This is a genomic window from Pseudomonas fakonensis (genome assembly GCF_019139895.1).
Classification (GTDB): domain Bacteria; phylum Pseudomonadota; class Gammaproteobacteria; order Pseudomonadales; family Pseudomonadaceae; genus Aquipseudomonas; species Aquipseudomonas fakonensis.
Window position 1 is genome coordinate 3,086,211 of record NZ_CP077076.1, and the last position, 22,523, is coordinate 3,108,733.

At 66.9% G+C, this 22,523-nt stretch carries 21 protein-coding genes; 11 read left to right on the top strand and 10 right to left on the bottom strand.

The features are described from left to right. Nucleotides 1–668: 668 nt before the first annotated feature. The 8 genes from KSS94_RS13685 (at nt 669) to ku (ending at nt 6,492) form a co-directional block, all read left to right on the top strand. The gene (locus KSS94_RS13685; protein WP_217838646.1) at nt 669–842 is read left to right on the top strand and encodes a con-10 family general stress protein; all 174 of its coding nucleotides are present in this window, start codon (nt 669–671) and stop codon (nt 840–842) included. Nucleotides 843–892: 50 nt separating this feature from the next. Continuing rightward, on the top strand, nt 893–1,072 hold the full coding sequence (locus KSS94_RS13690; RefSeq protein WP_217838647.1) for a hypothetical protein: 180 nt from the start codon (nt 893–895) through the stop codon (nt 1,070–1,072). Between the two features lie 15 nt (nt 1,073–1,087). Further along, nucleotides 1,088–2,395, top strand: coding sequence for an iron-containing redox enzyme family protein (locus KSS94_RS13695; RefSeq protein WP_217838648.1), 1,308 nt, complete (start codon nt 1,088–1,090; stop codon nt 2,393–2,395). Then, a complete protein-coding gene (locus KSS94_RS13700; RefSeq protein WP_217838649.1) occupies nt 2,395–3,348 on the top strand; it encodes a methyltransferase in 954 nt (317 codons plus the stop codon). The genes KSS94_RS13695 and KSS94_RS13700 overlap by 1 nt, the downstream gene beginning before the upstream one ends. After that, a complete protein-coding gene (locus KSS94_RS13705; RefSeq protein ID WP_217838650.1) occupies nt 3,341–4,450 on the top strand; it encodes a carboxylate-amine ligase in 1,110 nt (369 codons plus the stop codon). The genes KSS94_RS13700 and KSS94_RS13705 overlap by 8 nt, the downstream gene beginning before the upstream one ends. Before the next feature lie 82 nt (nt 4,451–4,532). Further along, a complete protein-coding gene (locus tag KSS94_RS13710) occupies nt 4,533–5,438 on the top strand; it encodes an SDR family oxidoreductase (RefSeq protein ID WP_217838651.1) in 906 nt (301 codons plus the stop codon). An 82-nt stretch (nt 5,439–5,520) separates the two neighbouring features. After that, nucleotides 5,521–5,658, top strand: coding sequence for a PSPA7_2676 family Cys-rich small protein (locus KSS94_RS13715; RefSeq protein WP_217838652.1), 138 nt, complete (start codon nt 5,521–5,523; stop codon nt 5,656–5,658). 12 nt (nt 5,659–5,670) lie between these two features. Then, entirely contained in the window at nt 5,671–6,492 is an 822-nt protein-coding gene (ku, locus tag KSS94_RS13720) for a non-homologous end joining protein Ku (protein ID WP_217838653.1), read from the top strand. 287 nt (nt 6,493–6,779) lie between these two features. Here the strand turns inward: ku and KSS94_RS13725 are convergent, their stop codons facing one another. The 5 genes from KSS94_RS13725 to ligD are packed head-to-tail and all read right to left on the bottom strand — an operon-like array spanning nt 6,780 to nt 12,290. Then, nucleotides 6,780–7,439, bottom strand: a complete 660-nt coding sequence (locus tag KSS94_RS13725) for a glycosyltransferase (protein ID WP_217838654.1) — start codon at nt 7,437–7,439, stop codon at nt 6,780–6,782. Next, complete coding sequence (locus KSS94_RS13730) at nt 7,436–8,035, bottom strand: class I SAM-dependent methyltransferase (RefSeq protein ID WP_217838655.1); 600 nt, start codon at nt 8,033–8,035, stop codon at nt 7,436–7,438. The genes KSS94_RS13725 and KSS94_RS13730 overlap by 4 nt, the downstream gene beginning before the upstream one ends. A gap of 12 nt (nt 8,036–8,047) precedes the next feature. Further along, entirely contained in the window at nt 8,048–8,803 is a 756-nt protein-coding gene (locus KSS94_RS13735) for a PIG-L deacetylase family protein (protein ID WP_217838656.1), read from the bottom strand. Beyond that, nucleotides 8,800–9,840 carry an acyl-CoA dehydrogenase family protein gene (locus tag KSS94_RS13740; protein WP_217838657.1) on the bottom strand — a complete coding sequence of 347 codons (1,041 nt, stop codon included), beginning with the start codon at nt 9,838–9,840 and terminating at the stop codon, nt 8,800–8,802. The genes KSS94_RS13735 and KSS94_RS13740 overlap by 4 nt, the downstream gene beginning before the upstream one ends. Further along, a complete protein-coding gene (gene ligD, locus KSS94_RS13745; protein WP_217838658.1) occupies nt 9,837–12,290 on the bottom strand; it encodes a DNA ligase D in 2,454 nt (817 codons plus the stop codon). The genes KSS94_RS13740 and ligD overlap by 4 nt, the downstream gene beginning before the upstream one ends. Before the next feature lie 137 nt (nt 12,291–12,427). Here ligD and KSS94_RS13750 point away from each other — a divergent pair, with 137 nt between their 5' ends. After that, a complete protein-coding gene (locus KSS94_RS13750) occupies nt 12,428–12,886 on the top strand; it encodes a phosphotransferase system, HPr-related protein (protein ID WP_217838659.1) in 459 nt (152 codons plus the stop codon). A gap of 260 nt (nt 12,887–13,146) precedes the next feature. Here the strand turns inward: KSS94_RS13750 and KSS94_RS13755 are convergent, their stop codons facing one another. Genes KSS94_RS13755 through KSS94_RS13770 form a run of 4 tightly spaced genes read right to left on the bottom strand, consistent with a single transcriptional unit; the run spans nt 13,147 to nt 16,452 of the window. Then, nucleotides 13,147–13,515: a Rho termination factor N-terminal domain-containing protein gene (locus KSS94_RS13755; RefSeq protein ID WP_217838660.1), complete on the bottom strand. Its 369-nt coding sequence runs from the start codon at nt 13,513–13,515 to the stop codon at nt 13,147–13,149. A gap of 2 nt (nt 13,516–13,517) precedes the next feature. Next, on the bottom strand, nt 13,518–14,468 hold the full coding sequence (locus KSS94_RS13760) for a lysylphosphatidylglycerol synthase domain-containing protein (RefSeq protein WP_217838661.1): 951 nt from the start codon (nt 14,466–14,468) through the stop codon (nt 13,518–13,520). Next, the gene (clsB, locus tag KSS94_RS13765) at nt 14,468–15,670 is read right to left on the bottom strand and encodes a cardiolipin synthase ClsB (protein ID WP_217838662.1); all 1,203 of its coding nucleotides are present in this window, start codon (nt 15,668–15,670) and stop codon (nt 14,468–14,470) included. The genes KSS94_RS13760 and clsB overlap by 1 nt, the downstream gene beginning before the upstream one ends. After that, nucleotides 15,667–16,452 carry an endonuclease/exonuclease/phosphatase family protein gene (locus KSS94_RS13770; RefSeq protein ID WP_217843592.1) on the bottom strand — a complete coding sequence of 262 codons (786 nt, stop codon included), beginning with the start codon at nt 16,450–16,452 and terminating at the stop codon, nt 15,667–15,669. Before KSS94_RS13770 ends, clsB begins: the two co-directional genes overlap by 4 nt. Nucleotides 16,453–16,880: 428 nt before the next feature. Between KSS94_RS13770 and KSS94_RS13775 the strand changes: the two genes are divergently transcribed. Both KSS94_RS13775 and KSS94_RS13780 read left to right on the top strand, forming a co-directional pair. Continuing rightward, nucleotides 16,881–17,252, top strand: a complete 372-nt coding sequence (locus KSS94_RS13775; RefSeq protein ID WP_217838663.1) for a low affinity iron permease family protein — start codon at nt 16,881–16,883, stop codon at nt 17,250–17,252. A gap of 13 nt (nt 17,253–17,265) precedes the next feature. Beyond that, nucleotides 17,266–17,817, top strand: a complete 552-nt coding sequence (locus KSS94_RS13780) for an ATP-dependent Clp protease proteolytic subunit (protein WP_217838664.1) — start codon at nt 17,266–17,268, stop codon at nt 17,815–17,817. A gap of 240 nt (nt 17,818–18,057) precedes the next feature. On the opposite strand, the gene KSS94_RS13785 is transcribed toward KSS94_RS13780, so the two are convergent. Then, nucleotides 18,058–22,173: a CheR family methyltransferase gene (locus KSS94_RS13785; protein WP_217838665.1), complete on the bottom strand. Its 4,116-nt coding sequence runs from the start codon at nt 22,171–22,173 to the stop codon at nt 18,058–18,060. Between the last annotated feature and the right edge of the window lie 350 nt (nt 22,174–22,523).

Below are 22,523 nucleotides of genomic sequence, written 5' to 3' on the forward strand. Positions count from 1 at the left end.
GGTCGCTAGTTGCCACCGTGGGAACTCAGGATTGAATCGCGGGGCAAGCCCGCTCCCACGTTGGAACTGCGTACAAATATCTAACGTGGGAGCGGGCTTGCCCCGCGATGGCGTCAGAACAAACAACACATCAATAACAATAAAACCAACATCCCAGCTCTTGATCTGGCTGTTGATCTGGCTGTTGATCTTGCTTCTAAGCGCGCGGTAGTTCAGACAACACAAATCGCGACTTCAGGAGGCCGAGCGCAGGGATTGCGTAGGAGGGCGACCGGCATGGATGCCGGTCGAGCGCCGATCGGGCCAGGGACGGCCCGTCGGCGCGTACCTCCGGAGCAAGCCCGGAGCGAGGGAACCCCGCCGCGGGCGGGGCTGATGATGGGAGCAGGGCGGCTTTGGTTACTTTGGCCGGGGGCGCCGAGCCGCGACCAAAGTAACCCGCCGTAAGGGCGGAAAGGTGACGAAAAGCGCTTATCGTCAATGAATGCGCATACATCTCCCAAAGCAATCACCCTAAAACCCGGAGCCCAAATACCCCCCACCCCCCACCTTTAGCGCCACCGGTCCGCCCACTCCGCAAAAAACCGAATCCCTCCCGCCCCCCGCACTCCCAACCCATGTACGGACCCTAACCGTGCATCCCCAAAGCCAATCGAGGTTTGAAGACCATGGCCAACAAAGAGAACAGCAATATGGGCAACCAGGGCAGTTCGAAAAACCCTGGTAACTTCGCCAACGACCGCGAAAAAGCCTCCGAGGCCGGCCGCAAAGGTGGCCAGCAAAGCCCCGGCAGCAGCCAGCGCCCCTCCACCGAGTCCGGCCGCAAGGGCGGTCGCTCGTAAGTGAGCCCATGCGGTGCCGGGCCCGCCTGGCACCGCGCAGGAGGCAAACCATGCGCATCACCCCATTGCTATGCCTGCTCGGCAGCTTGAGCCTGCTCGGCGGATGTTTCGATCGCGACAACGACCACCCAGCCAAAGACGCCGACCCCAGCAAACCCTCGCTGCAAATGCAGCAACCCGACACACCCGCCACCCAGTCAGCGCCACAACCCAAGCCGCAGAACCCATAAAGCGAGGGGCCCGGCATGACCGTGATCAGCCGCAACGACGTCGCCGAGAAAGCGCTGCAAACGCGCTACCAGGCATTGCTCGACGGCCGCCCAGGCGATACCCAGGCCTGGCTGGGCGAGCAGCTGCACCAAGCCGCGCAGTTGAACGACGACCTGCCTGATGAGCCCGGCCAGTTACCTGCCTGGGCCGCGGCAAATGCCGCCAAGGTCGCCCAGGCCCACCAGCACTACCTCGAACAACGCCGCCTGGGCGCGCCACGGCGCTATTTCGCCAACCGCGCCCAGGCGCTGTGGTTTCTGCAGCAGGTAACCCCCACCAAGGCCGTTGACGGCGCCTGGCTACATGGCACCTTGCGCCACTGGCGCGACCCGCGTTATCACGGCCTGATCCGCACCTACCTCGAAGAGCTCGGCGACGGCGACCCGCGTAGCAACCACGTGCTGATCTACCAGCGCCTGCTCAGCCGTCTGGGCTGCCTGCAAGGCCTGCCACTGGCAGACGCAAGTTACCTGCAAGGCACCGTGCAACTGGCCCTGGGCCAGGCAGACGACGCCTTGCTACCCGAGGTCATCGGCTACAACCTGGGCTATGAGCAACCGCCACTGCACCTGCTGATCACCACCCACGAACTGGCCGAACTGGGCATCGATGCCCATTACTTCCAGCTCCACGTCACCATCGACAACGCCGCCAGCGGCCACGCCCGGCGCTCGCTGGAGGCCTTCGCGCAACTGCAGGGCAGCGCTGCGTTCTACCGCCGGGTACGCAACGGCTACCGCCTGAACGACCTGGGCATGGATACACCAACGCTGATCGCCAGCTTCGACCTCGAAGGCGAACTGCTAGCGGCCCTGGAGCGCAAGCGCGTGTTCGGCCAGTTCATGCACGCCGACCGCTGCCGCCTGCAAGGCCGCACCGTAAACCAGTGGCTGGCCGCGCCCGGTGGCATGCCCGCGTTCCTCAAGGCGTTGCAGGGCAGCGGCTGGGTCGTGCGCAACCAGGCCCCACGTCTAAGCCGCTTCTGGGGCCTGCTCGAGGGCCCGACGGCGGCGATGTTCGGCGTGTTCAGCGCCTACGAAAAACAGCTCTGGCACGACTGGATCGCCGGCGACTGGCAAGGCGACCCGGTGCGCCGAGTGCTGCCGGGGCAATGGGAGAACGAGCTGGCGTTCGCCGCCGAGGCCGAACCTGCGCTGCCCGAAACCGATATCACCGGCCTGATTGGCGCCATGGCCGGCAACCACCATGCCGAACCGCAAGGCTTGCGTGCCACCCGGGCCTACGCGCGAGCCACCGGCCTTGCCCAGGGAGGGCCCTGCTGATGCTGCTCGACCACAACCAGGCCGAGGCCGATGCGGCCTTGTTGCAACTGGGGCGGCGCCTACGCGACGACGGCTACCGCTTCACCTGCGTGACCCCGGCCACCCATGCCCGGGTCAATGCCAGGCACCAGGCTCGGCGCGCCGGCAACCTGCGCGATGTGTTCGGCTGGAGCCGGCCGTTCCCGCCCGAGCTGATCAGTGCCGACGAGTTGCAGCAACTGCACACCGCAGGCGTGCTGCAGGCCGACGGCCAGTTACTGCGCAGCACGGTACGCTGGTCGAGCCTGGACGACCTGTTGCTGGTGCACTCTGCCTGGCCCACCGACAGCCAGGACGCGGTGTTCTTCGGCCCCGACAGCTACCGCTTCGCCCAGGTGATCCACGACCACCTGCAACGCAGCCCCAAGCGCGTGCAGCACGCGGTCGACATTGGCTGCGGCAGCGGCGTCGGTGCCTTGCTGATTGCCCGCGCCGCCCAGCACGCGCAGGTCAGCGCCGTGGACATCAACCCGCAGGCCTTACGCTTTACCGCCATCAATGCCGCCCTGGCCGGGGTAGCCAATTTGTCGGTGGAGCCCAGCGACCTGCTCGACGGGCTTAGCGGAACCTTCGATTTGATCGTCGCCAACCCGCCGTACATGCTCGATGCCGGCCGGCGCGCCTACCGTCACGGCGGCGGCAGCCTGGGCGCCGAGCTGTCGCTGCGCATCGTCGAGCAGGCCCGCGAGCGCCTGGCCCCCGGCGGTACCTTGTTGCTTTACAGCGGAGTGGCCATGGTCGAGGGCCGTGACGCGCTGCTCGAGGCCATCCGCCTGCGCCTGGCCGGGCCGGCGTTCAGCTGGAGCTACAAGGAGGTGGACCCGGACGTGTTCGGCGAGCAACTGCTCGAACCTGGCTACGAACAGGTGGAGCGCATCGCCGCCGTCGCCCTGACCGTTACCCGCAATGGCTGACGCCTGCACCTTCGGCATCGAGGAGGAGTACCTGCTGGTCGACCTGGCCAGCGGCCGGGTGCTGGCCACGCCCTCGGCGGCCATCGACCGGCGTTGCTGCGAAGTGCTGGGCAACTGCCTGGCCGAAGAAATGTTCCGCAGCCAGATCGAAATTGCCTCGCCAGTGTTCGCCAACCTGCACCAGGCCCGAGGTTTTTTCAGCGAAAGCCGCCAGCGCCTGAACCAGGCACTCGCCGAGGAGGGCGCCGGGCTTTACTGCGCCGCCAGCCACCCCAGTGCTCAGTGGCTGCGCCAGCATGCCCGGCAAACCGCGCATTACCGCCAGGTGTTCGACGATTACCAACTGGTGGCGCGGCGCAGCCTCCTCAATGGCCTGCACGTGCATGTGGGCGTACCGCCAGGCTGCGACCGCATGCAACTGATCAACCGCCTGTTGTACTGGCTGCCGCTGCTGCTGGTGCTCAGCACCTCCTCGCCCTTGTGGGGCGGCGAGGCCACCGGCTACATGAGTTACCGCCGGGTGGTGTGTGGCGAGTGGCCGCACATGGGTCTGCCCGAGCCGCTGGCCGACTGGGGCGCATACCAGCGCTACCGGGCGTTGTTGCAACGCACCGGCGCCCTGGCCGAAGACGGTGCGTTCTGGTGGGCGATCCGCCCGTCGATGCGCTTGCCCACCGTGGAGCTGCGCATCTGCGATGGCTGCCCGCGGCTGGAGGACGGGCTGGCCATTGCCGGGTTGTTTCGCCATCTCGTTGAGCAGCTGGTTCAACGCCGGCATGGCGGCATGCCGGTCAGCCGCGAGCTGCGCTGGCTCACCCAGGAGAACTACTGGCGCGCCTGTCGCCATGGGCGCCATGGCACCTACATCGGCGTGCACGACCAGCAACCGGTCAGTGCCGCAGGCTGGCTGGCCCAGTTGCAGGCGCAACTGCCCCCCGACACCGCCGATGCCGAGCGGGCCTTCAGCCATGCCGCGCAGGTGCTGCGCGAAGGCACCAGTGCCGATCGGCAATTGGCTGCATTGGCGCTGGCCCGCGACCAGGGCCAGGACCCACGCCAAGCCATGAGCGAGGTCATTGCCAAGGTCATGGCCGAAGCCTGACGCCGTGGGAGCGGGCTTGCCCCGCGATAGCGGCGCATCGCCGCGCCCACAGAGTTGCACAACCTGAACAGGAGTATTCCCAATGCCCGCTAAACCAAAGGACCAGTTCACCCTGCAGAACCCACTCACCCAGTACCCGCACCCGCCGTTCCCCGCGCAGGGCCAGGCCGCCCCAGGCCTGGATGCTGAAATGCGGCCCAAGCCCGACCATGGCGAGCACACCTACAAGGGCTTCGGCCGCCTGGCAGGCCGCCGTGCGCTGATTACCGGCGCCGACTCCGGCATTGGCCGGGCCACGGCCATCGCCTTCGCCCGCGAGGGCGCCGATATCGCGCTCAACTACCTGCCCACCGAAGAAGCCGACGCCCGCGAAGTGGTGGCATTGATCAAGGCCGAAGGGCGCAAGGCGGTGGCCATTCCCGGCGACCTCAAGGACCCGCGCTTTTGCAGCGAGCTGGTCGACCAGGCACACGAACAACTCGGCGGCCTGGACATTCTGGTCAACGTCGCCGGCAAGCAGGAGGCGCGCAAGGACATCGGCCAGATCACTCACGCGCAGTTCGACCACACCCTGAAGACCAACGTCTACGCATTGTTCTGGCTGTGCCAGGCCGCAGTGCCGCTGATGCCGGCCGGGGCGACCATCATCAACACTGCCTCGATCCAGTCGTACCAGCCCTCGGCCACCTTGCTCGACTACGCCACCACCAAGGCCGCCATCGTCGCCTTCACCAAGGCCCTGGCCAAGCAGGTGATCGAGCGCGGCATCCGGGTCAATGCGGTGGCCCCGGGGCCGATCTGGACCGTGCTGCAACCCAGCGGCGGCCAGCCGCCGGAGAAGATCCCCGAGTTCGGTGCGCAAACGCCGATGAAACGCCCCGGCCAGCCGGCCGAATGCGCGCCGCTGTACGTGCTGCTGGCCAGCCAGGAATCGAGCTACATCACCGGTGAAGTGTTCGGCGTGACCGGCGGCAACCCGCTGCCGTAGGGGCAAGCCGATCAAACCTTCATGGCGCTGCGCAGTCATTCACAGTAAGTGCCCCGTTTTCGCAGGGCCAAGGAGGTGGCTGATGAAACTTGTCTGCCTGCTGCGTGGTTGCCAATGGCGCGCCATGCCTATCGGTGAAATTGCCGGGTTGCAATGCCAGTGCTGCGAACGTTGCGGCGCCTGGCGCTACAGCGAGCCCGGCCACCCGTTCGATGCATAGGAGGTACCAGGCATGGCCCGGGCCATCTGGAAGGGCGCGATCAGCTTCGGCCTCGTGCATATCCCCGTGTCGCTCAATACTGCAGTGCGCAGCGAGCGCATCGACTTCGACTGGCTCGACAAGCGCAGCATGGAGCCGGTGGGCTACAAGCGGGTGAACAAGGTCACCGGCAAGGACATCGACAAGGACAATATCGTCAAGGGCGTGGCGCTGGAGAAAGGCCGCTACGTGGTGATCGGCGAGGAGGAGATCCGCAAGGCCCGCCCCGAGGCCACCCAGACCATCGATATTTTCTCGTTCGTCGAGGCCGGAGAGATTCCGCTGCAGCAGTTCGACACCCCGTACTATTTAACCCCCGACAAGCGCGGTGGCAAGGTGTACGCCTTGCTGCGCGAAACTCTGGAGAAGACCGGCAAGGTTGCCCTGGCCACCGTGGTGCTGCACACCCGCCAGCACCTGGCGCTGCTGCGCCCGCTGGAAGATGCGCTGGTATTGATTACCTTGCGCTGGCCGGATGAAGTGCGCGGCATCGAAAGCCTCGAGTTGGACAACAGCGTCACCGCTGCCAAGGTCGACAAGCGCGAGCTGGACATGGCCAGGCGCCTGGTGGAGGACATGAGCGGGCCCTGGGCGCCGGACGAGTACCACGACGCCTTTCGCCAGACCATCATGGATTTGGTGGAAGAGAAGGCCAGCAAGGGCAAGGTCGCCACGGTGGCCAAAGCCGAGGGCGCCGAAGCAGGCAAGGGCGCGGACATTCTCGACCTCACCGAGCTGCTCAAGCGCAGCCTTGGCGGCAAGAAGCCAGCCAAGAAGCCGCGCAAGGCGTCGTGACATTCAGGCTTGCGCTGAACCTGTAGGAGCCGGCAGGCCGGCTCTCGTAGAACAAACTACAACTCATTGATTTAACACGGTCTCTGTGGGAGCGGCCTTGTGTCGCGATGGGGCGCGAAGCGGCCCCAAGGCCTCAGCCTCATGCAAAATTGCAGGGGCTGCTGCGCAGCCCATCGCGACACAAGGCCGCTTCCCACAAGGGCCGCAGTACATCTGCGAGACTAGTTCTCTGCGCGACCGCGCAGCCCGAGGGCTGGGTGATCTCCTACAGGGGTTAGTTACCGGGGTTAGTGGCTGGTCAGCAAGTCGCGCAGGTAATCGCCGAATCCTTCTGTTGCCCGGCTGTCGGCTCGGCTGCTGGTGGCCACGCTGTGCCGGGCGGTCCACACGATCTGCGCACCGCTGGCCTCCAGGGCCAACACCAATTGCACATCCTCATGGGCCGGCAGCGGCTGAAACCCGCCAACCTTGGCGTAAGCCTGGGCACACACGCCCAGGTTGGCGCCGTGGATATGCCGGTGGCCCTCGTCGGCGTGGTAGCGGCTGCGGTAAAGCTTGCGCAGCGCCGCGTTTTGCCAGGGCTGCCAACGCTCGATATGCACCGTGCCGCACACCGCATCGGCCTGCCATTGCAGCTGCGACACCAGCCAGTGCGCCGGCACCTGGCTGTCGGCATCAGTGAACGCCAGCCAGCAAGCACCGCGCTCGAGCATCCAGGCTGAGCCTGCGCGCCGGGCGATGCCGACATTGCCGGCCTCGAGTTCCAGAGTGTGCACGCCGTGGCGGCGGGCAATGGCGGCACTGGCGTCGTGGCAACGGTCGAGCACCACCACGACCTCGACCGCAAGGCCGGTAGCCTGGGCCACCTGGGCCGCCGCCTTGACCGCCTTGAGGCATTGCCCCAGGCGCCGGGCTTCGTTGTGCGCAGGGATCACCACGGCGATCATGGGCAGGTCTCGTCCAGGTCGACCACGCTGGGCTGGCATGACCAATATTCCAGCACGAAGTCGGCTTCTTCATGGCGCAACTGCGGGTACAGCGCCAACCGATCAGCCAGCAGCGCATGCACCTCGCGACCGTCCTGCGGGCAGCCGGCTATGGGGTGGCGCCAGTGACAAGCCAGCAGGCCACCGTCGTAGCTGAGGCTGTGCACCGCTTGCTCGATCACCTGCAGCCAGTCGGTCGGGGCCAGGTAATAGCCGATTTCACTGAGCACGATCAGGTCGAACTGGCCGCCCGGCCAATCACCTGGCAGGTGTGCCTGCTCAACGCTGGCGTGGGAAATGCCGGCCAGCCGTTGACGGGCCAGGGCCACGGCGGTGGCGTCGATGTCCTGGCACAGCAGGTTGGCGCACCGCTCGGCCAGCAGCGCGCTGAGCTCGCCGTTGCCACAGGCCGGCTCGAACACCCGGGCGTAGCACTGGCGCGGCAGGGCGGCCAGCACCAGCTCGCGCTTGCGCCGTTCGTACCAGCGGGTACGGAAGGCCCAGGGGTCGTCACTGCCCGCGTACAGGTCGGCGAAGTAGCGTGCATCGAGGCTCATGGGCGGCTCCATTTACAAAAACAACAGTTCGAAGGGTTGCAGCAGGCATTCCTGCAGGCGGGCCGGCAGCACCGGCGGGCGTTCGCCGTCGGCTTGCAACTGGCTGGTGTACGCGGCCAGCGCCGCTCGCTTGCGCGCCAGACGCGTTTCATCGAGCTGCACGCGGTGGGCGCGGGGCCAGGGCAGGCGCGGGTCGTCGGGCTCGGCCCAGTGCCAGGCCCATACCGGCGCTTCGGCCAATTGCGCCTTGCGCGTCAAAGCCGCTTGGGCGCAGGCGCGGCCGACCGCCTCGTGGTCGCAATGGCCATCGTCGCGCCAGGTGCACAGCAGCAAGTCCTCGGGCTGCAACAGCTGGTTGAGGTGGTTGAGCAAAAAGGCCTCGTCCCGGGGCAGGCCGCCGTCCTTGAGGTTGAGCCGGCGCCAGTCCAGACGGGTCAGGTCCAGGTCGAGCTGCTGCAGGGCGTGGCGGCTCTCCAGCGGGCGCTGGCGGCGCAGGCGGTGCTCGCTCCAGCTGGCCGAGCCCGGGTGGCTGCCTTCGCCGTCGGTGGCGCTGATCAGCACCAGGTCCTGCTCGCGACCGTGAAAAACGGCCAGCAGGCCGCCAGCCATGAGCACCTCGTCGTCCGGGTGCGGGGCCACCAGCACCAGGCGCCGGCCCGGCGGGCACAGCTGTTCAGGGTTCAGCCAGGTGGCGCGGGCCAGGTGCGCCGAGTGCTGCCAGGCGCTCCATGGCGTGCCCTGGCTGGCGTTGATCAGGTTGTCGTTCATAGTTGCCAGCCCCCCGCAGGCAGGGTGGAAGATTGCCGGCCAAGTTCGGCCAGGTCGCGCTCGGCGTGGCTCTGGCGCAGGTACACCGGCAGGTCGGCGGCCAGCCGGGCGAAGTGGCCGCTGCGGCAATACGGCGTGGCGCCTAATGCGTGACCGACGTGCTGCATCACCTGCTCGACGGCATGCTCCACCTGGGCACGGGTGCGGCGCACCTCGAAGCTGGCATCGGCACTGGGGTTGCGGTCGATCCACCCGGCGCATTCGCGCAGCGCCGCCCGGGCGCCGTAAAGCGCAGCGTCCACCGCGCCCAGGTGGGCATCGGCGTGCGGGTCGGGCCGGGGCTTGCGGCAGTGTTCGCGCAGGTAGTCGGCCAGCGCCTCGGCGGCGCCGTACCAGCAGGCGGCAATGCCCGCGCCGCCGTGCCAGAAGCCCGGGCGCGCCAGGTATTGGCCGGGGCTGCCGATGGCCAGGCCGTCGCTGTTGTCGAATTCGATTTCGACACTGCAGGTGGTGGCCATGCCCACTGCCTGCCAATGGTCGGCCTGGATGCGCTGGCTGGGGTGCGACAGCTCGATGGCCACCAGTTGCTGCTGGTCGCCTTCCCAGGCGGTAACCAGCGCGCGGTCGATTTGCAGCGCGCCGGAACACCAGGCCTTGCGGCCTTGCAGGCGCACCCGCTCGCCCTCACGCGCCACCACTTGCACCCGTGCATCGGGGGGCTCGGCCGCCCACACGCCCCACAGGCCGTCGCCAGCGTGGTGGGCGGCGCCGCACTCGGCGAGTATCGCCAGGGCGTCGGTGTGGCCTTCGTACAGCTTGGCCAGGGCCAGGTCGCAGCCGGCGACCCGGGCCAGGGTCTGCCAGCGCTGCAGGGTGTGGCCCTGGCCAGGCAGCGGCAGTAGGTCGAGGTGGTCGGCCTGCATCGCCTGCAACAGCTCCGGCAGGCGGGTATCCAGGTTCAGCGCTTGCGGGGGGCTGGCGAAGCGCCGCAGCAGGCGGTCGAGGTGCGACAGGTCGAATTCCTGGACAATGCTCATTGGCCTGGCCCCAGTTGCTTGCGCATGCGCGCGGTGATCGACTGGCGCACCTTGCCCATCGCCGCCCAGGGGTCATCCACCTCGCCCAGGCGCTCGTGCAGGTTGCCGATATGCCACTGGTTGGCGCCCTTGAGCTGGCCCAGTTCCTCGCGCCAGATAGGCACCGACACCGGCAGGCCGTCGCGGGCGCGCAGTGAATAGGCGGCCACGGTGGTGGCGCCCTTGGCGTTGCGCAGGTAGTCGATGAAGATCCGCCCGACCCGGTTCTTCGGCCCAGATACCGCGCTCAGGCGGTCGGGGAATAGCCCGGCCAGGTGCTGCACGATGGCCTGGCTGAAGGCTTTCACCTCATCCCAGCTGGCACGCCGGGTCAGCGGCACCACCAGGTGCATGCCCTTGCCGCCGCTGGTTTTGAGGAATACCTGCAGGCCCAGTTCGTCGAGCAGGGTGAGAGTGAGCTGGGTGGCTTCGAGCATGGCCTTCCAGGGCAGTGCCGGGTCCGGGTCAAGGTCGAGGATGAAGCGGTCCGGGCGCTCGAAGTCCTTGTCGGTGGCGTTCCAGGTGTGCAGCTCGAGCATGTTCATCTGCACCGCACCCAGCAGGCTTTGCGCCTGGTTCAACAGCATCGTCGCCTGGCCGGCCTGGGCCTTGGTGTAGGTGACCACGCCTGGGATGTGCAACTGCCCGGCGTTTTTCTGGAAAAACAGCTCGCCAGCCAGGCCGTCCGGCGCGCGCACCAGGGCAACCGGGCGTTTTTTCAAATGCGGTAGCAGGTGTTGCGCTACCTGGGCGTAGTACTCGGCCACCTGGCGTTTGGTGGTACCACTGGTAGCGTCGATCACCCGGTCCGGGTGGGTCAGGCGAAGGTTGCCCAAGGGCTTATCGGCTTGCCTGGCTGGCATGGCACGCTCCAGGTCGATGGCAGTGGCGGGTTTGTCATCGCGCAGGCCATGGAATACCGAATGGCGCACCACGCCTTCGCGGGTCATTTGCGCATAGGCCACTTCGGCCAGCAGCTGCGGCTTGAGCCAATGCACGCCACGGGCTTCGCTGCCGGTGGGCGGGTTGGCCAGTTGCGGCTTGCTGCAGTGCAGGGGCTTGAGCCGGGCGTGGATGCTGCCCAGGGTGGTGGCGCTGAAACCCGTGCCGACCTTGCCGGCATAACGCAGCTGGCCGGTGTCGGGGTCATGCAGGGCCAGCAGCAGGGCGCCGAAGGCGTTGCGGCTGCCCTTGGGCTCGGTGTAGCCGACGATCACGAACTCCTGGCGCTGCTTGCACTTGAGCTTGACCCAGTCAGCGCTGCGCCGGCCGCTGTAGACGCTGCCCAGGCGCTTGCCGATCAGCCCTTCGAGCCCCAGCCGGCAGGCGCTGGCAAGCAGGGCGTCCACCGGTTGGTCGAAGGCCTCGGAAAACCGCAGCAGCTCGCCGTCGTGGTGCGCAAGCAGTTGCTCCAGGGCCTGGCGGCGGTCTTCCAGGGGCAGGGCCCGTAGGTCTTTGCCGCCGAGGCAGGGCAGGTCGAACAGGTAGTAGACGATGCGCTGGTCCTGCTCGTTGTCGAAGGCGTTCTGCAGGGCCTGGAAGTCGGCCACGCCGTTATCGCCAAGCACCACCATTTCGCCGTCCAGCCACGCCGAGCCCAGGCCCAGGGCCTTGAGCGCAGCCAGCTGGCGCGGCATTTTTGCGCTCCAGTCATGGCCGTTGCGGGTGAACAGGCGCACATCGGCGCCGTCGATGCGGGCCAGGATGCGGTAACCGTCGAACTTGACCTCGTAGCGCCAGTCGCCGCCGGGGGCCGAGTCCACCAGGGTGGCCAGTTGCGGTTCGAGCCGCGCGGGCAGGGCGGCCTTGCTGGCCCTGCGCCGAGGTGTGGCGGGTTTGGCGGTTTTGCGCGGCACCAGGGTGCGCTCACTGAGCACGCTTTCCGGGCGCGCCTCGAGGATGCTGTAGTCGGCCTCGCTGCGCGCCTGGCCATCGTTGGACTTGACCAGCATCCACTGCTCCTTCTTGCCGGCCAGGTGGGTGCGGAACAGGTTCCAGATACCACTGAGCTTTTCGCCCTGCAGGCGAAAGCGCAGCTTGCCCTTCAGATAGGCGGCATGCGGGTCGCCTTCGGGCTCCCAGATGCCGCGGTCCCACACGATTACATCGCCGGCGCCGTAATGGCCCTCGGGGATATGGCCCTCGAAGTTTGCATAGTCCAGCGGGTGGTCCTCCACATGCACCGCCAGGCGGCGCACCTTGGGGTCCAGCGACGGGCCCTTGGGGATCGCCCAGCTTTTCAGGGTGCCGTCCAGCTCGAGGCGAAAGTCGTAGTGCAGGTGGCTGGCGTCATGCTTCTGGATGCAGAACTGCAAGGCATGGGCGGCACCCGCCCGGCTGCGCTTGCCGGCAGGTTCGGGGGTGGCGTTGAAGTCGCGTTTGCGCAGGTAATCCTCAAGCGGCTTGGCCATGACCGGCTCCCGTGTGTGCCTTGAATTGGGAGGCAGCGGGGGCGGGCAGAGTTCAAAAAAGCTGGGCGGCGAAAAACTCTGAATCATTGCCCTGCGCCGGCAGTCGACCACATGAACCCCCTTGATGGAGAACCGCCATGGCGCAGCCAGACGAGCCAAGAACCCCGACCGAGATCGATGACACCGAGGACCGCATGGGCAGCGTGCACGAGCTGGATTTCAGCGCACGCCGCGACGAGCGCCAGGGCCGCATCGGTGACGAGCGCCCGGCCCGCGAAGTGGTCGAGGAGTACCCCGCCCGGCGCGTGGCCGAAAGCGGCATGACCGGCGGCGAAGCCTTGAGCGACAGCCTGCACGAGGACAACGTCACCCTGGATGACCTGAGCCCCGACACCCTGTTCGACGAAACCGGCGCCCGCGACCCGGACGAGCCGGGCGGCGCTGGTGGCCCTGCGGACAAAAGCCTGCGCCATGTGGATGCCGACGAGATCGGCGGCGGCATTGGCCTGGACGAGGCGGAGCTGGCCCGTTCGGCGCCGCTGGACGGTGAGCCGTGGGCCGACCAGGTGGTTGATGAGGAAGGGCAAAAGCCCTGACCTGTAGGAGCGGGCTTGCCCGCGATCACCGGCACAGCCGGTGCCAACCACCGCGTCGTCTGCTTCGCGGGTGAACCCGCTCCCACAGGATTGTGGGGATCCTGAATTTTACGGTGTACCTGTGTGGGCCCTATCGCCGGCAAGCCGGCTCCTACAGGAAATGCACAAGCCTGATGGTGGTGTGATCCCTGTGGGAGCGGCTTCAGCCGCGAACACCGGCGCAGCCGGTGCCAGCTACAGCAACACCTGCGTGTTGGCTTTCAGCGCAGCGCCTCGATCAACGCCTGCTTGCGCATGCTCGAACGCCCGGCAATCTCCCGCTTGCGCGCCAGGCCCAGCAGCTCGGCCTTGGTCATGTCCTCCAGCCGCTGCTCTGGGCGCAACTCGCCATGCTTGCTCGCCACCGCTTGCCTTGCCGACGACGACCTCGACCTGGCCTTGTCCGCCGGGCTTTTCTGCTGCCCCGAGCCGCCACTGCGCTCACCGCCGCCGGATTGCTTGTTCACCGTGGCCCAGGCCCGCGCTTCGGCTTCGCCCTTGGGCACCCCCTTGGCCTCGTAGCTTTGCTCGATATGCTCGGCCTTGCGCTTTTGCTTGTTGGTGTATTTGCCTTTGTCGCCACGGGGCATGGTCAACCTCCTTGCCGTTGCGGTTTGCGCAGGTGCCGGGCGCGTTGCTCCAGCACCAGGTAGGTGATCACCGCCAGTACCAGCGGGATCAGGTAATACAGCGTGCGGTAGCCCAACAGCGCCGCCACCAGGCTGCCCTGGCCAAGCTGGCCGTGCAGCAGGGCGAGGAATACCGTTTCCAGCACGCCAAGCCCGGCAGGGATGTGCGCTACCACGCCCGCCACGCAACTGATCAACAGCACGCCCAGGGTTTGCGGGTAGGCCAGATCGCCCGGCAGCAACCAGTGGATCAATGCCGCCATCAGCGCCCAGTTGCTGGCGCCCAACGCCACCTGGCACAGCGCCAGGCGCAGCGAGGGCAGGGTGAGTTCATGGCCGCGTAGCTGCCAGGTACGCTTTTTGGCAAAGCCGCAGGCCAGCAGATAGGCCAAAGCCACCAACACCATCAACACGCCGACCAGGCGTAACCCGCTGGCGCCCAGGCTCCAGCTGTCGGGCAACTTGACGTAGCCCAGGGCGAACACACTCCCGGCCAGCAACAGGTAGCCCATCCAGTTGGTCAACAGGCCCAGGGTGAGAATGCGGGTGATGGTGGCGGTGTCCAGGCCCAGGCGGCTGTACAGCCGGTAGCGCAGGGCCACACCGCCCACCCAGGTGGTGAAGTTGAGGTTGAAGGCGTAGCAGACGAACGCCACCGGCAGCACCTGACGCGCCGGCAGGCGATGGCCGGTGTAGGCCCGGGCCAGCAGGTCGTAGCTGGCGAACACCAGGTAGCTGGCCAAAGCCAGCAGCAGGCCGATCACCAGCGTGGATGGCTTGTAGGCCAGCAGCGACTGGCGCACTTCGTTCCAGTCCAGGTTGCGCGCCAGCATGAACAACAGCGCCGGTACCAGCACGATGAACAGCAGCGTCAGCAGGCGCTTGCCCCAGGTTTGCCAGCTCGGCCTGGCCATCAGCTGTTGCCCCCATGGCAGTCGGCCTGGGCCTGGACTTGCGGTTGCACTGAGGTAAGACGCTGGCGGTGGGCCGGGAACCAGCCGGCGATGCGCGGGAAGTAGCGGGTGATATGGAAACCCAGGAAGATCAGCGGTGCACGCCACCAGTAACCGCGGACCATCCGCTCCAGGGTGACGGCCTTGCAGTGCTGTGCGGCCAGCTCGCTCAAGTGCTCGTGCAGCAACTGGTTGAACGCTCGGTCGCGGATCAGCAGGTTGGCTTCCAGGTTGAACGACAGGCTCAGCGGGTCGAGGTTGCTCGAGCCCACCGTCGCCCAGCTGTCGTCCACCAGCGCCACCTTGCCGTGCAGCGGTCGCTGGCAGTACTCGTAAATGCGCACCTGGTCGCGCAGCAGGTAGTTGTAGAGCAACCGCGACAGCGTGCGGACCCAGCGCATGTCGGGCTGGCCCTGCAGAATCAGCGTCACCTGCACGCCGCGCCGGGCGGCATTGCGCAACTCGCGCAGCAGGCGGTAGCCGGGGAAGAAGTAGGCATTGGCCACCACGATGCGCTGGCGCGCCTGACGGAACGCTTGCAGGTACTGCACCTCGATGTCGGTGCGGTGCCGGCGGTTGTCGCGCTCCACCCACGCGGCTTCGGCACTGCCGACCCGGGTGCCGGGCGCCTGCACCTGGCTGGGGCCGTCCAGCACCTGCGCCATCAAGCGCCGGCTTGCGGCATGCACCTGAGCCACCACCGGCCCGCGTACCTCGACGGCATAGTCCTGTTTGGCCTGGGGGCCGAAGTCGCCCAGGTGGTCGGCGCTGTAGTTGATGCCGCCGATGAATGCACATTCTGCGTCGATCACCACGACCTTGCGGTGCAGGCGGCGGAACAGGTTGGTACGCATGCCAGCCACCAAGGGTTGCGGGTCGAAGGCATGAAAGCGCACGCCGGCCTCGGTGAGCGAGGCGAGGTAAGCCTGCGGCAGTGCGGCGCTGCCGTAACCGTCCACCGCCACCTCCACTCGCACGCCACGGCGGGCGGCGTCTACCAGTACCTGGCGCAGGCGTTCACCGACCTTGTCGTCGTAGATGATGAAGGTTTCCAGCAAGATCTCTTCGCGGGCCTGGGCCATGGCCTCGAATACCCGCGGGTAGTACTGCTCGCCGTTGATCAGCAACTGCACCTGGTTGCCGCCTTGCCAGTCGGGTTTCACAGGGACACCTCCGCCACCAGGGGCACATGGTCGGACAAGTGCGACCAGGGGTAACTGGACAACACCTGGGCGCTGCTGGCCCGGGCGTTGCGCAGGTAGATGCGGTCCAGGCGCAGCAGCGGCAGGCGCGCCGGGAAGCTGCGAGCCGGGCTGCCGAAAGCCTCCAGCAGGCGCTCACCGAGCACCGCATCGGCTTTCAGGCGCCAGTCGTTGAAGTCGCCGGCGACGATCACCGGGGCATCCGCCGGCAGGCTGTCGAGCAGTTCCAGCAGCAAGCGCACCTGGCGTTGCCGGTGGGCCTCGCGCAGGCCCAGGTGCACGCACACCGCATGCACCTGCTCGTGGCCGGGCACTTCCAGCCGGCAGTGCAGCAGGCCGCGTTGTTCGTTGCCGTGGATCGACACATCGCGGTTGTCGTAGGCGGCGATGGGGAATTTGGACAACAACGCGTTGCCGTGGTCGCCGTGCGGGTACACGGCGTTGCGGCCATAGGCGAACTGCGGCCACATGCTGTCGGCAAGAAATTCGTACTGCGGCGCCTCGGGCCAGCCGGGGTGGTGGCGGGCGTGCTGCTGGTGGCTGCCGTGTACCTCCTGCAGGAACACCAGGTCGGCGCCGGTGGCGCGCACCGCTTCGCGCAGCTCGGGCAGGATGAAGCGCCGGTTGAACAGGGTGAAGCCCTTGTGCACGTTGAGGGTGAGCACGGTCAGGCGGTGCACGGCGGTGACCTTGTCGATGATGCAGCGCGGGGTTGGCAGGGTGTTGTCGGGCCAACCAGACATACCTTTGCGGATCTCGCTCACGCTGTCTCCTGATGCTTGTGGGTACCTTCTGTAGCGACATGAGCCCGGGCTTGAGGGTTCACCAGAATTGACCAGTGGAGCGCATCAACCTGTGGGGAATCACCCGGCTCTACGGGCTGCGCTGTCGTGCAGAGAACTAGTCTCGCAGATGTACCGCGGCCCCTGTGGGAAGCGGCCTTGCCGGGGCGCCGTCCGGTCGAGATGGGGCGCGAAGCGGCCCCAAGGTCCCGGCCTCATGCAAGATTGCCGGGGCTGCTGCGCAGCCCATCGCGACACAAGGCCGCTTCCCACACACGAGGCCGCTTCCCACAGGGGCCGCGGTGGATCAGGAGAGTGCGCCACCCAGCGGAACTTTGCCTGCAAACAGCGCCTCCACCGCAAGCAGGCCATCGCACAGGAGCCGCGCCATGAAGTTCGACCGTTTCGCCCAATGGCTGGCCAACATCACCGGCCGGCCCCTGACCTTCGGCCTGGCCTTGCTGCTGATCCTGACCTGGGGCATCAGCGGGCCGCTGTTCCACTTCGACGATACCTGGCAACTGGTGATCAACACCTCGACCACCATCATCACCTTCCTCATGGTGTTTCTCATCCAGAACACCCAGAACCGCGACAACGACGAGCTGCACATCAAGATCGACGAGCTGCTGCGCACCACCAAGCGCGCGCACAAGGCGCTGCTGGACCTGGAGGACCTGGACCCGGCCGCCCTGCATGCGCTGCGCAAGCAGTACCAGCAGCTGGGCGAGCAGGATGGGCGGCACGAAGGTAAAGACTGACCGGGAGGACCCCATGGCCAGACACATCATCCACTACACCGGGCCGATCAACTCGGCCACCTGCGGCAACCTCATCAACACCTGCTCCAAGGCCCTGCAGCAGGGCGCCGAGGTGCTGCAACTGAACATCGCCACCATGGGCGGTGAATGCAGCTACGGGTTTACCTTGTACAACTACCTTCGCGCGTTGCCGGTGCCGGTGCACACCCACAACCTGGGCACGGTGGAGTCGATGGGCAACATCCTGTTCCTGGCCGGCAGCCACCGCACCGCCTGCGCCTTGAGCAAGTTCTTGTTCCACCCGTTCCACTGGACCTTGCACGGCTCGGTGGACCATGCGCGCATGGCCGAGTACGCCATGAGCCTGGACTATGATCTGCGCCTGTATGCGCAGATCGTTGCCGAGCGCACCCAAGGGGCCAGCGAGGTGCTGGATGTGCCGCGCTACCTGATGGCCTATCCGCGCATCCTCGGGCCGCAGGAGGCGCTGGAATGCGGGATGATCCATGCCATCGACGAGTTGCCGATCGAAATGGATGCGTGCCAGTGGAGTGTGCATGCGTGAGGCGCCTGCGCATTCATCGCAAGCCCGGTGCTGTACCTGTAGGAGCCGGCTTGCCGGCGATGGGGCCGTCAGCGCCCAAGCAAGGCCTTGGGTGGGGCCTTTTGCAGGCCCGGCCCTATCGCTGGCAAGCCAGCTCCTACAGAGATCGCAGTTTCCGGTAGAGGGGGCTGCGCGCCGAGGCGGCCATGCCAAGGTGGCAATGCAGCAGCGAGTCGATCAGCGCCCTGGTGCGATGAACGGTCAGTACGGTACCGATCCGCTCAGGGTTTCGATGGCTTCGATCAGCTCGTCGTAGCTCACCGGTTTGTTCAGGTGGCGGTCGAAGCCTGACTGACGCGACTTGTGCTGATCGGCGCTGGCGCCATAGCCGGTGAGGGCGATGGCCGGGGTGTAGCGCAGGTGCTCGAGCCCGCGCAAGGCCTTGATCAGCGCGTGGCCGTCCATGCCGGGCATGCCGATGTCTGAAAGAATGATGTCGTAGCGCCCGTGGCCGGCGGCCTCCAGCGCAGCCTGCGGGTCGCTGTGGGCCTCGACCTCGGCGCTTTCCATCTCCAGTAGCTCCTGCATCACCTCGAGGATTTGCAGCGAGTCGTCCACCAGCAGCACCCGGGTGCCGGCCAAGCGACCTTCGCTGCCTTGTACGCAGGCTTTGGCCTGGGCCTGCTGGCCCGGGTCGCACAGCGGCAGGCGCACGCTGAAGGTGGCGCCGCGGCCGAGGCCTTCGGAGCGGGCCTGCACCGTGCCGCCGTGGGCTTCTACCAGCTGGCGCACCAGCGACAGGCCAATGCCCAGGCCCTCGCGGCTGTGGCTGGCCAGCTGTGGTGCGGCCTGGCTGAACAGGTCGAAAACCTGCTCGAGGCTGCCTTCGGTCAGGCCCACGCCCTGGTCGATCACCTCGAGCAGCGCCTGATCACCTTGGCAGGTCAGTACCAGGTGGATCTCGCTACCTGCGGGGCTGAACTTCAAGGCATTGCTCAACAGGTTCCAGATGATCTGCTCCAGCCGCGTGCCGTCGGCCTCGATGAACACGGCGTTGTCACCTGGCGGCAAGTGCAGGTGCACCTGTGCAGCGTGCTGCTCGCCCGTTACCACGGCGTGGATGCCGCGCAGCACTGCGCACACATCCACCGGCTGGGTCTTGAGCTTGAGCTTGCCGGTGCGGATGCGCGCCACATCCAGCAGGTCGTCGATGATGCGCGCCTGGCTGGCCACCGCATCGCAGATGGCGGCCACCGCCTTGCTGGCGACACTGGTGCTGTTCACCGCGCCCTGGCGGCGCAGGATCTCGGCGTTGAGCTGGATCAGGTTGAGCGGGTGCTTGAGCTCGTGCGACATGACGGCGAAGAACTCGTCTTTCATGTGGCTGGAGCTTTGCGACTCGGCCAGGCGCCGGCTTTGTTCGTCGTGCAGGCGCTGGTGGCCGGTAAGGTCGCGGGCGATCTTGACGTAGCCGCGCAGGCTGCTGCCCTTGAGCCGCGACACCTCGCCGCTGCAGTAGAAGCGGCTACCGTCCTTGCGCACGTGCCAGCGCTCGTCCTGGCCGCGGCCGTTCAGGCGTGCGGCGCGCAGCTCGCGCTCGGGTACGCCGCTGGTGCGGTCCTGCTCGGTGAAGATCAGCTGGTAGTGCTGGCCCAGCACCTCGTCCTTGCCATAGCCGAAAATCAGCGCGGCGCCGGTGTTCCAGTCGGTGATCAGGCCTTTTTCGTCGAGCAGGATGATGGCGAAGTCATGGGTGCTCTCGGCCACCAGGCGCATGCGCTCCTCGCCCTGGCGCACCTGTTCTTCGGCGGCGCGGCTCTTGCTGATGTCGATGAAGGTCAGCACTGTGCCGTCGACGTTGCGCTCGCTGGCGCGGTACGGCAGCAGGCGCGCCAGGTACCAGTGCTGGTTGTGCCCCAGCACCTCGCGCTCGAAGGTGGTTTCGCGCTCGATCACCGCCCGGGCGTCGTCGGCCAGGCCCGGGTATTCCAGGCGGTGGGTGATGTCGAGCAGCGAACGGCCGGTGTCTACCGGCAGCATGTTGAAAATGTCGGTGGCGCGCGGGGTGAACCAGCGGATGTGCAGGTTGCGGTCGACGAACACCGTGGCGATGTCGGTGGAGGCGATCAGGTTGCTCAGGTAATCGTTGACCTTGTCGGTTTCCTCGACCTTGGTCTTGAGCTCGTAGTTGACCGTCAGCAGCTCCTCGTTGATCGACTGCAGCTCCTCCTTGCTGGTTTCCAGCTCTTCGCTGGCCGAGCGCAATTCGGCGTTGACCGCCTGCATTTCTTCGTTGGAGGCGGTGAGCTCCTGGCTGGAGATTTCCGACTGCTCGATGGTGTCCTGCAATTGCAGGCGCATGCGCTGCAGTTCGCGCTCCAGGCTGCCAAGGGCCATGTCATCGGTCTGCTGCACGGCGGCAGCGGCCAGCGGGCTGGGCTCGTGCACCTCGAACACCACCAGCAGGCAGTCGCTGGCGCTGGGCTCGTCCTGGTGCGGCTGCACCTGCAGGGTCACCTCGCAGGGCTGCTCGTCGAGCTTGAGGGTAACTGCCGAGGCGGTCACCGCCTGGCCGCTGGCCTGGGCCTGCAGCAGGCTGCTGCGCAGGGCCGGGCGCAACGGGGCCATAACCAGGCTGAGCAGGTTGTGGCTGAGTTCGCCGCCGGCATGGCGCAGGAAGCGTCCGACCCCTTCGCTCATGTGCAGAATGTTGCCGTCGGCGTCCACGATCAGGCTGGGCGGCGTGCGCCGGGCCAGGGCGCGATGGTGCACCTCGGCGTAGGACAGCTTGCGGGGGTTGCGAACGCGGGCCTTGGCAGGCTCCGCCTGGGGCGTTTGCAGGCGCGCCGGGCCGCGGCTGGTTTCGACTTCGCGGGCGCGGAAGATGCGGTTGCGCTTATCCACGGCAACGAACAACTCGGCTGCCACGTCGGCCGACTCGGAGCTGCCGAGGAACAGGTAGCCGCCGGGGCGCAGGGCGAAGTGGAACAGCCGCAGGATGTCGCGCTGCACGTCGCGGTCGAGGTAGATCAGCAGGTTGCGGCACACCACCAGGTCAAGCTGGGAGAACGGCGGGTCGGACAACAGGTTATGGCGGGCGAACAGCACCTTTTCGCGGATGTCCTTGCGCACCCGGTAGTGCTGGTCCTGCTTGACGAAGAACTCGCGCAGGCGGGCCGGGGTGACATCGGCGGCGATCGCCTCGGGGTATTGGCCGCTGCGGCCCAGGGCGATGGCGCGTTCGTCCAGGTCGGTGGCGAACACCTGCACCTTGGCGCTGCGCTGCTCCACCGCCAATTGCTCGGTAAGCAGCATGGCCAGGCTGTAGGCCTCCTCGCCGGTGGAGCAGCCGGCCGACCAGATGCGCACCTCGGGCTCTGCCTGGGCCTGGCCTTCGTCGCTGAGCAGTGCCGGCAGCACGTGGCGTTGCAAGGCCTCGAAGGCCTCGCGGTCGCGGAAGAAGTTGGTCACGCCGATCAGCATGTCGGCCAGCAGCGCGCGGGATTCTTCGGGGTGGCGCTGCAGGTAGTCGCGGTAGCCGGCAAGGTCGGTCTGGGCGGTGACGTGCAGGCGCCGCTCGAGGCGGCGCAGCACGGTGGCACGCTTGTAGTGCATGAAGTCGTGGCCGGTGTTGCTGTGCAACTGCTGCAGGATGTCGTCGAGCAGCGGGTCGCTGGCGGCCGGGTCGCCTTCACGCTCGCCCAGCGGCGGCGGCAGGCTGTCATCCAGGATGTGCGGCAGCTTCACCTTGCGCGCGCTCTGCCACAGGGCCACCAGCCGGGCCGGGATCTGCGCCACCGGCAGTTGCAGGTCGACCATGCCGGTGGCCAGCGCGGCGCGGGGCATGTCGGGGTACTGGGCATCGTCCGGGCACTGCACCAGGGTCACGCCGCCTTGCTCCTTGATGCGCGACAGGCCCACCGCACCGTCGCTGCCGCTGCCTGACAGCACCACGCAGAAGGCGTGGTCCTTGTGCACGTCGGCCAGGTCGCGGAAGAACAGGTCGATGGCTACGTGGTCGCCGCGGCGGCGGTTGGCCGGGCTGACCCGCAGGTAGCCGTCGTTGGTGGACAGCCGGTTGGCCGGAGAAATCACATAGACGTGGTTGCGCTCGATAGGCACCGGGTCGGTGACCTGGCGCACCGGCATGGCGGTGACGCCCTGGATGATGCGGTCGGCCTGGCTTTGGTGGTCGGGCGACAGGTGCAGCACCACCACGAAGGCCATGCCGCTGTTGGCCGGAGTGTGCTGGAAGAACGTGCGCACTGCCTCCAGCCCGCCCGCCGAGGCGCCGATGCCGACCACCGGGAAGTCCAGGTGGCTGGGGCTGAGCGCCGGGTTGTGGGGCGAGGCGAGGGTGGGCTTGGTCGACTTCATGGGCACGAGCCTTGTGCAGGACAGAGGTGGGCCCAATCACGCGGCGTTGAGCACTGGGCGGGGATTATAGGCAGCGATTGCCGTCGGCGACGAGCATGCAGGTAGGACAACAGGCCAGGCGAGAAGGTGCGATCTTGAGGTGGGGCTGTAGGTGTCGGCAAGCCGGCGAGGCTGTTATCGATCGATGTGAGGGGGTGTTGTGGCTGCTGACGCTATCGCCGGCAAGCCGGCTCCTACAGGGGCGCCGTCGGGCTGCTTTGTTAACGCGCCAATGTTTGGCGCCGCCGGTCCGAAGCTTGGGAGGTGGATTGAATACACCGGGAACCTGCGGCTCGGAACTACTGCACGGT